This window comes from Klebsiella sp. 2-CIP_Kleb., assembly GCF_050378715.1.
Classification (GTDB): domain Bacteria; phylum Pseudomonadota; class Gammaproteobacteria; order Enterobacterales; family Enterobacteriaceae; genus Klebsiella; species Klebsiella quasipneumoniae.
This window is the reverse complement of record NZ_JBNRLG010000010.1, coordinates 86625-94674: the sequence shown is the minus strand read 5'-3', so window position 1 is coordinate 94674 and position 8050 is coordinate 86625. Positions and strand designations below refer to the sequence as shown.

General features: G+C 56.8%; 7 protein-coding genes. 2 read left to right on the top strand and 5 right to left on the bottom strand.

What is annotated here, in order from left to right:
• Positions 1–518 precede the first annotated feature (518 nt).
• Both ACQUTP_RS23790 and mdtD read left to right on the top strand, forming a co-directional pair.
• Complete coding sequence (locus ACQUTP_RS23790) at positions 519–1220, top strand: FadR/GntR family transcriptional regulator (protein ID WP_004202329.1); 702 nt, start codon at positions 519–521, stop codon at positions 1218–1220.
• 12 nt (positions 1221–1232) lie between these two features.
• Positions 1233–2630, top strand: coding sequence for a multidrug transporter subunit MdtD (mdtD, locus tag ACQUTP_RS23785; protein ID WP_004202328.1), 1398 nt, complete (start codon positions 1233–1235; stop codon positions 2628–2630).
• On the opposite strand, the gene rbsR is transcribed toward mdtD, so the two are convergent.
• The 5 genes from rbsR to rbsA form a co-directional block, all read right to left on the bottom strand.
• Complete coding sequence (gene rbsR / locus ACQUTP_RS23780; protein WP_004202326.1) at positions 2627–3619, bottom strand: ribose operon transcriptional repressor RbsR; 993 nt, start codon at positions 3617–3619, stop codon at positions 2627–2629. The two genes, mdtD and rbsR, sit on opposite strands and share 4 nt — an antisense overlap.
• Before the next feature lie 3 nt (positions 3620–3622).
• A complete protein-coding gene (gene rbsK, locus ACQUTP_RS23775; RefSeq protein WP_004202324.1) occupies positions 3623–4552 on the bottom strand; it encodes a ribokinase in 930 nt (309 codons plus the stop codon).
• Positions 4553–4654: 102 nt separating this feature from the next.
• Positions 4655–5545 (bottom strand): ribose ABC transporter substrate-binding protein RbsB, encoded by an 891-nt coding sequence (gene rbsB, locus ACQUTP_RS23770; RefSeq protein ID WP_004202323.1) that lies wholly within the window; start codon positions 5543–5545, stop codon positions 4655–4657.
• A gap of 27 nt (positions 5546–5572) precedes the next feature.
• A complete protein-coding gene (gene rbsC, locus ACQUTP_RS23765; protein ID WP_004202322.1) occupies positions 5573–6538 on the bottom strand; it encodes a ribose ABC transporter permease in 966 nt (321 codons plus the stop codon).
• 5 nt (positions 6539–6543) lie between these two features.
• Positions 6544–8049 carry a ribose ABC transporter ATP-binding protein RbsA gene (rbsA, locus tag ACQUTP_RS23760; RefSeq protein ID WP_004202321.1) on the bottom strand — a complete coding sequence of 502 codons (1506 nt, stop codon included), beginning with the start codon at positions 8047–8049 and terminating at the stop codon, positions 6544–6546.
• Between the last annotated feature and the right edge of the window lies 1 nt (position 8050).

Here is an 8050-nt window from a genome sequence, read left to right as displayed (position 1 = left end):
CGCCAGCGTTCAATCTGAGCCATGATCAAACTCTTCAATTTAAGTTTGATGCTCAAAGAATTAAACTTCGTAATGAATTACGTGTTCACTCTTGAGACTTGGTATTCATTTATTGTCCGAAGACATTAAGAATCCATGTCACTTTGAGTGCCCACACAGATTGTCTGATAAATTGTTAAAGAGCAGTGCCGCTTCGTTTTTCGCTGCGGCGCGGGGTGTGCATATTACGCTTTCCCGCTGCAGAGTCAAGCATTTATTTTTGCTTTTCTCTGCGAGGTTCTCACCGGACCCCCGCTGACCCGGCGGCTTGCTTGCCGTTGTTCCGTGTCAGTGGAGGCGCATTATAGGGAGTAATTCCGAGGTGACAAGGGGAAATGCAAAAAAACTTTTCAACCGTCTCTTTTTTCAACAATGCGGCGAGGAATGTCGCAAAAAACCGCCGTTTTGCTGTTTTAACCGACGAAACGGGGCGCCTGGTGGCATACTGTTAGAGTAGAGAAAAGAAAGGAACGGCATTTATGTCTTTAAGCGCACAGCAACTGGCGGCACAAAAGAACATCTCCTGGGTACTAGCCGAGAAGCTCGCCCAAAAAATACTGACTGGCGAATATCAGCCGGAAAGCATTCTTCCCGGCGAAATGGAGTTAGGGGAGCAGTTCGGCGTGAGTCGTACCGCCGTCCGCGAAGCGGTGAAGACACTCACTGCAAAAGGCATGCTGCTGCCCCGCCCTCGCATTGGCACCCGGGTCATGCCGCGCAGCAGCTGGAACTTCCTTGATAAAGAGCTCCTCTCCTGGTGGCTAACAGAAGATAACTTCGAAGAGGTGGTGAGCCACTTTCTCGTCATGCGCAGCAGCCTGGAGCCACAGGCCTGTTTTCTCGCCGCCGCCCACGGCACCGCAGAGCAGAAAGCGCAGCTCAATACCCTAATGGAAGAGATGATTGCCCTGAAACGCCATTTTCAGCGCGATCGCTGGATAGCAGTCGATATGGCCTGGCATGAACATATCTATGAAATGAGCGGTAATCCTTTCCTCAGCTCATTCGCTTCTTTATTTCATTCGGTCTACCACACTTACTTCACATCAATTACGCAAAATGAAGTGGTGAAGCTCGATCTCCACCAGGCGATTGTCGATGCCATTCTCAACAGTGATGCGCCGGGTGCCTTACTTGCCTGCCAGGCGCTGCTAAACGCCCCCCACCACGTAAATCAATAACAAGGATTTGGCATGAGCGGAAAAAAAGGGCGCAGCATGGCCGGCCTGCCGTGGATTGCGGCGATGGCCTTCTTTATGCAGGCGCTGGATGCCACCATTCTTAACACTGCCCTCCCGGCTATCGCCCACAGCCTGAATCGTTCCCCGTTAGCAATGCAGTCGGCCATCATCAGCTATACGCTGACGGTGGCGATGCTGATCCCGGTCAGCGGCTGGCTGGCCGATCGCTTCGGCACGCGTCGGGTCTTTATCATCGCCGTTAGCCTGTTTACTCTCGGCTCCCTCGCCTGCGCGCTCTCCAGTTCATTAACGGAACTGGTCATTTTTCGCGTCATTCAGGGGATCGGCGGGGCGATGATGATGCCGGTGGCGAGGCTGGCCCTCCTGCGCGCCTATCCGCGCAGCGAACTGCTGCCGGTTCTGAACTTTGTCACCATGCCAGGACTGGTGGGACCGATTCTGGGTCCGGTGCTCGGCGGGGTATTTGTTACCTGGGCCAGCTGGCATTGGATTTTCCTGATAAACATACCCATCGGCGTGATCGGCATTCTGTACGCCCGTAAATACATGCCAAATTTCACAACGCCGCGCCGACGCTTCGATATAACCGGTTTTCTGTTATTTGGCTTAAGCCTGGTGTTATTTTCCAGCGGTATTGAACTGTTTGGCGAAAAAATTGTGGCGACATGGCTGGCGCTGGCGGTGATCGCCGTCAGTCTGATATTGCTCCTGGCCTATGTCCGTCACGCGCGCCGCCATCCTGCGCCGCTTATCTCGCTCTCTTTATTTAAGACCCATACGTTCTCGGTTGGCATTGCCGGCAACCTTGCCACGCGGTTGGGTACCGGTTGCGTGCCGTTTCTGATGCCGCTCATGCTACAGGTTGGCTTCGGCTATCCGGCTATTATCGCCGGCTGTATGATCGCCCCCACCGCTATCGGCTCGATTATTGCGAAATCTACCGTTACCCAGGTGCTGCGCTGGTTTGGCTATCGTAAGACCCTGGTGGGGATCACCGTGTTTATTGGCCTTATGATTGCCCAGTTCTCGCTGCAGTCGCCAGAAATGCCGCTGTGGATGCTTCTTCTGCCGCTGTTCGTGCTGGGGATGGCGATGTCCACGCAGTTTACCGCCATGAATACCATTACCCTGGCCGATCTGACGGATGACAATGCCAGCAGCGGCAACAGCCTGCTGGCCGTCACCCAGCAGCTTTCCATCAGTCTCGGGGTGGCCATCAGCGCTGCGGTGCTGCGCTTCTATGAAGGTTTTGACAGCGCCAGCACCGTAGAGCAGTTTCACTACACCTTTATTACCATGGGCGTGATAACCATCGTGTCGGCGCTGATGTTTATGCTGTTAAGAGCGAAGGATGGCCGCAACCTGATTAGCGAGCGGCACAAACGCTAAGCGGAACCGCGGACCACCAGCTCCGGGGTTAACTGTACGCGCTGCTGTTTTTGCTGCGGGTCGGCCATGCGATGGATCAGCACGTCGATGGCCAGTTCCCCCAGCTCATCTTTCGGTTGATGAATGGTGGTCAACGGCGGCGTCATATAGCGAGCCAGTTCAATATCATCGTAACCCACCAGCGCCATATCCTGCGGGATCTGCAGCCCGGCCTGGTATAACGCCTGATAAGCGCCAACCGCCATGGCATCGTTACCGACAAACACCGCCTGCGGCCGCTGCGGCAACGCCAGCAGCCGCTGCATCGCGCTAAACCCGCCGCCAAACTCAAAATCGCTGGTCACCACGTATCCCTCGGCTACGGGCAGACCGCAGCGCGCCATCGCGGCATGGTAACCTTCAAGGCGCAGACGCGCCGGGGTTTTATCCAGCGGGCCGGCAATGCAGGCGATGTGTGAATACCCTTGATCGATCAGGTACTGGGTCGCCATATCACCACCGAGCAGCGAGTTATCCTGAATCAGATCGCTATCGCCATCAAACGGCGCCCAGTCCATCATGACCGTCGGAACCGACGGATAGCGCTGCATAATTTCCGGAGAGGGTTGGTGGGTCTCAGTGCACAGCAGCAGTAATCCATCGACGCGTTTTTGCATTAACGTCTCCAGATTACGATTCATTCGCTGCTCATCACCTTCCGTATTACAGAGTACGAGACTATAACCCCGCTCAAAGCAGCTGCGCTCCACGCCCCGCACCAGCTCCGAATAAAACGGATTGGTACTGGCGGTGATCAGCATGCCGATGGTGCGGGTTTGATTAAGCTTGAGGCTACGCGCCAGCGCAGAGGGGGCGTAGTTAAGGCTTTTGATCGCGGCGTCGACTTTGGCGGTGATCGCCTCGCTGACAAAGCGGTCCTTATTGATGACGTGTGACACCGTCGATGTGGAAACGCCCGCTACGCGGGCCACATCTTTCATCGTAGCCAAGCATTACCCCTGTTGCGCTAAAAATTCATCGATCTCTGTGCGCCACGGCACGGAAGGCTGCGCGCCTTTGCGGGTTACGGCAATCGCCGCCGCGGCATGCGCAAAGCGGATCGCCTCCGGCAGGTCGGTCCCTTCCAGCAGCGCGGTTACCAGCGCGCCGTTGAAGGTGTCGCCGGCGGCGATAGTATCAATAGCCTGCACACGAAACCCTGGGATCCGGCGGCTTTCGCCTTCGGCACTGAGCCAGACGCCGCGGCTGCCGAGGGTGATCATCACGGTACCAATGCCTTTGGCATGCAGCACGTCGGCGGCTTTTGCCGCATCCTCGTCACTCTCAACGCGAATACCCGTCAGCTTTTCCGCTTCGGTTTCGTTGGGGGTAATGATATCCACCAGCGCCAGCAGTTCATCGGACAGTTCACGCGCTGGCGCGGGATTAAGCACCACGGTGGTCTGATGGTGATGGGCGATTTTCGCCGCCGCCAGCACGCTCTCCAGCGGTGACTCGAGCTGCATCAACAACGCCTGCGCGCTGGCGATCCGCGCTTTTTCCGCCTCTACCTGAGCGACGGATAATGCCGCATTGGCGCCGGCATGAATACCGATGACATTCTCACCTTCGGCGTTAACGAAGATTAACGCCACGCCGGTTGCTTCCCCGGCGACCGCGCGCACAGGCGCCACATCGATTTTATCGCTTGCCAGCTGGCGGCGGATGCGTTCACCGATGTCGTCATCGCCGGTGCAGGCGATAAACGCGATATCCGCCCCGCTGCGCCCGGCGGCCACCGCCTGGTTGGCCCCTTTCCCCCCGAACGCCAGCTGGTAGTGGTTGCCGGTGACGGTTTCACCCGGTGTCGGGAAAGCGTCAAGGTTGAGAATGTGATCGGCATTGATGCTGCCAAGGACGACAAGTTTGCCTGCAGTTTTCATCGTTTCTGTTCCCGGGAAAGCGCGCCACCGGGATCCGGTGGCGCATGCCCTGCTTTTCTTTTTTATATTGTCCCTCGGACCGTTGCCAGTCCGAATCGCATATTACTGCTTAACGACCAGCTTCAGCTCAACCGGGTAGTTAGCCTCCACTTTTTCGCCCTTCAGTACCTTATCAGCAGTCTCAACGCCTTTCGCGCCGATCTGCTCCGGCAACTGTGCGACGGTCGCCGCCAGTTTGCCACTGTTTACTGCTTTTTCGCCATCCGGAGTGCCGTCAAATCCAACCACCATCACATCGGACTTGCCTGCGGTCTGCAGCGCGCGCAGGGCGCCGAGCGCCATTTCATCATTCTGCGCGAACACCGCCTGGACGTCAGGATGGGCGGTCAGCAGGTTCTGCATCACGTTCAGCCCTTTAGTACGGTCGAAATCGGCCGGCTGGCTGGCCAGAACATTGAACTTGTGCGCCGCCACAGCCTGTTTGAAGCCTTCGCCACGCTCGCGCGCCGCGGAAGTCCCGGCAATGCCCTGCAGCTCAATGACTTTCGCACTTTCACCCAGCTTTTTCGCGATGTAATCGCCCGCCATTTTTCCGCCCTGCACGTTGTCAGAGGCGATGTGGCTCACGACATCGCCTTTTGTCGCCTGACGGTCAAGGGTGATGACCGGGATTTTCGCCTGGTTCGCCATCTTCACAGCATTGCCGACGGCATCAGAGTCGGTGGGGTTGATCAGCAACAGCTTCGCGCCGCGCACCGTTAAATCCTGAACGTTAGCCAACTCTTTCGCCGGGTTGTTCTGGGAATCGAGCACCACCAGGTTGTAGCCCAGTTTGTCAGCTTCTTTTTGCGCGCCGTCTTTCAGAGACACGAAGAACGGGTTGTTGAGAGTAGAGATAACCAGAGCGATGGTGTCTTTGGCCATCGCGTTCGCGCTAACGGTCGCACTTAGCGCAACAGCAGAGACCAGGGTCGCCAGTTTTTTCATATTCATAGTTAAGATGTCCTGTAGAGTTCTTAGTTACTGCTTTTTGTTATCTACCAGTACCGCCAGCAAAATCACCACCGCTTTAACGATCATCTGGTAATAGGAAGAAACGCCTAAAAGGTTCAAACCATTATTCAGGAAGCCAAGGATCAGCGCGCCAATCAGCGTGCCGACAATGCGTCCTTTGCCGCCCGCCAGGCTGGTGCCGCCGAGCACGACTGCCGCAATGGCGTCCAGCTCATAGCCTGTCCCGGCCGTTGGCTGTGCGGAGGAGAGGCGCGCCACTTCGATAATGCCGGCCAGCGACGCCAGCATCCCGCACAACGCGTAAACGATAATTTTGACTTTATTGACGCTAATCCCGGACAGACGCGTCGCTGCCTCATTACCGCCAAGGGCATAGATATAACGGCCCAGGCGAGTATGGTGCAGCATGTACCAGGCCGCCAGGAAGACAATCGCCATGATCCATACCGGCGTCGGGATCCCCAGCGGACGCCCGATACCAAACCAGCCGAACAGATCGGCATTATCGCTAAAGCCGGTATTGATCGGGCTGCCGTTGGTGTACACCATGGTCACGCCGCGCAGCAGCAGCATCATCACCAGGGTGGCGATGAAAGCCTGCACGCGGCCTTTCGCCACAATCACCCCGGTGACTGCGCCGATCGCCGCACCTAATGCGAGGGCAGCAGCGACCGCCACCAGCGCATTCACCTCAATGCCAACGATCGACGCCGCCACCGCGCCGGTGAGCGCCAGCAGGGAACCGACGGACAGGTCGATCCCCGAGGTCAGTATGACCAACGTCATCCCTACCGCCATAATGGCGTTAACGGAGGTCTGCTGCAGAATATTGAACAGGTTATTGACGGTAAAAAAGTTGGGGCTCATGGTCGATACCACCGCGATCAGCACCAGCAGGGCAATCAGCGATTTTTGCTCCATCAGCCACGCTTTCGTGAAATAACGGCGACCAGAAACAGCCTGGGTTGTCATCTTTCTTACTCCTGATTCACACGGTTAAGCTTGCCCACAGCGGCAGCCATCAATACTTCCTGGGTGGCCTGCTCGCGTGTGAATTCACCGCCGAGATGCCCTTCATGCATCACTATGATGCGATCGCTCATGCCCAACACTTCCGGCATCTCGGAGGAGACCAGAATGATGCTCAGGCCATCGGCTTTGAACTGATTGATGAGCTGGTAGATCTCTTTCTTCGCCCCGACGTCGACGCCACGGGTCGGCTCATCGAGGATCAGGACCTTCGGCCGGGTCATCAGCCCGCGGGCGATGGCGACCTTTTGCTGGTTGCCGCCGGAGAGCAGGCCGATCGCCTGCTCCATGGACGGCGTTTTCACGTTAAACAGCCGGATGAAATCACTGACCGCCTGCTGTTCATCTTTATGCTTGAGGCTCCCTCCCGTCCGGCTAAAGTAGCGCAAGGCGGTCAGGGACATATTTTCTTTTACCGACATCCCGAGCACTAAGCCGTCGCGCTTACGGTCTTCGGATATATAGACAATGCCGTTCGCCAGACCATCCTGCGGCGAACGGGTCACCACTTCGTGACCGTCGAGCGTCACAGAGCCGCTGCTGCGCGGCAGTGCGCCATACAACACTTTCATCAGCTCGGTCCGCCCGGCGCCCATCAGCCCGGCGACGCCGAGGATTTCCCCCTGGCGCAGGGTAAAGGTCACGTTTTCCACGCCCGGGCCGCAGAGATTATCGACTTTCAGACGCACCGCGCCCGGTGCCTTAGCCAGATGCGGATACTGATCTTCCAGCTTCCGGCCAACCATCATTTCGATCAGACGGTCTTCATCCAGCGAGGAGACCTCGCGTTCGGCGATAAACTGCCCGTCGCGGAACACGGTCACGTCGTCGCAAATCTCGAAGATCTCTTTCATGCGGTGGGAGATGTAGACGATGCCGCGCCCCTGCGATTTTAGTTCGCGGATCACGCGGAACAGCGATTCGGTTTCGGTATCGGTCAGCGCGTCGGTCGGTTCATCCATAATGATGACCTTCGACTCGAAGCTCAGCACTTTGGCGATCTCCACCATTTGCTGATCGCCAATCGACAGATCGCCTACCAGCTTCTGGCTGGTAAAACGGAGATTCAGCTTCGCCAGCAGCTTGTCGGCTTCGGCATACATCCGCTTCCAGTCGATTTTGCCAAAGCGGTTAACGAACTCGCGGCCAAGGAAGATGTTCTCGGCGATCGTCAACTGCGGGATCAGGTTCAGTTCCTGATGGATAATGCCGATCCCGGCTTCCTGGGAAGATTTTGGGCCGTTAAAGGTGGTCTCTTTACCGAGCCATAATAAAGCGCCGGCGTCACGGGTGTAGATCCCGGTCAGCACTTTCATCATGGTGGATTTACCGGCGCCGTTCTCACCCACCAGCGCCATCACCCGGCCAGGATAGACATTCAGCGAGGCGCCGGAGAGCGCCTTGACGCCAGGGAACGCTTTATCGATCCCTTTCAGTTGCAATAAGGCTTCCATG

Bases quoted from the DNA above. Each gene is read 5' to 3' on its own strand.
- ACQUTP_RS23790 (WP_004202329.1), top strand. From the start codon at position 519: ATGTCTTTAAGCGCACAGCAACTGGCGGCACAAAAGAACATCTCCTGG.
- mdtD (WP_004202328.1), top strand. From the start codon at position 1,233: ATGAGCGGAAAAAAAGGGCGCAGCATGGCCGGCCTGCCGTGGATTGCG.
- rbsK (WP_004202324.1), bottom strand. From the start codon at position 4,552: ATGAAAACTGCAGGCAAACTTGTCGTCCTTGGCAGCATCAATGCCGAT.
- rbsB (WP_004202323.1), bottom strand. From the start codon at position 5,545: ATGAATATGAAAAAACTGGCGACCCTGGTCTCTGCTGTTGCGCTAAGT.
- rbsC (WP_004202322.1), bottom strand. From the start codon at position 6,538: ATGACAACCCAGGCTGTTTCTGGTCGCCGTTATTTCACGAAAGCGTGG.
- rbsA (WP_004202321.1), bottom strand. From the start codon at position 8,049: ATGGAAGCCTTATTGCAACTGAAAGGGATCGATAAAGCGTTCCCTGGC.